The organism is Italian clover phyllody phytoplasma str. MA1 (assembly GCF_000300695.1).
In the GTDB taxonomy this organism is placed as follows: Bacteria; Bacillota_I; Bacilli_A; order Acholeplasmatales; family Acholeplasmataceae; genus Phytoplasma.
In genome coordinates this window covers 1-272 of record NZ_AKIM01000167.1, presented here as the reverse complement: position 1 = coordinate 272, position 272 = coordinate 1, and the positions used below count along the sequence as shown (strand labels likewise).

At 25.7% G+C, this 272-nt stretch carries 1 pseudogene; it reads right to left on the bottom strand.

Features of this window, described 5'->3' with window-relative positions:
- Positions 1 to 272 (bottom strand): annotated as a pseudogene (locus RI01_RS03155) (toprim domain-containing protein); the annotation flags it as partial.

Below are 272 nucleotides of genomic sequence, written 5' to 3'. Positions count from 1 at the left end.
AAATGGTTTTGATAAAAATGAAAAGTTTGATGATAACCATTTTCAATGGGGATAATAATGGAACCATGGAAAGTATCATGATAATATTTTTTTCTTTGTTGACTGGTTTTTTCTTTGATAAAGCCATATTCCACTAATTGATCGATATCAATATTTTTCTTTTTAAAGTAATTTACTAACCGAAAAGATAAAGGTTTATTAGATAACGAGGCGTAACCTAGTTTAAATTCTTTAATGGTTTCTAGAGTTAATTTTCTTTTTTGGGTTAAATA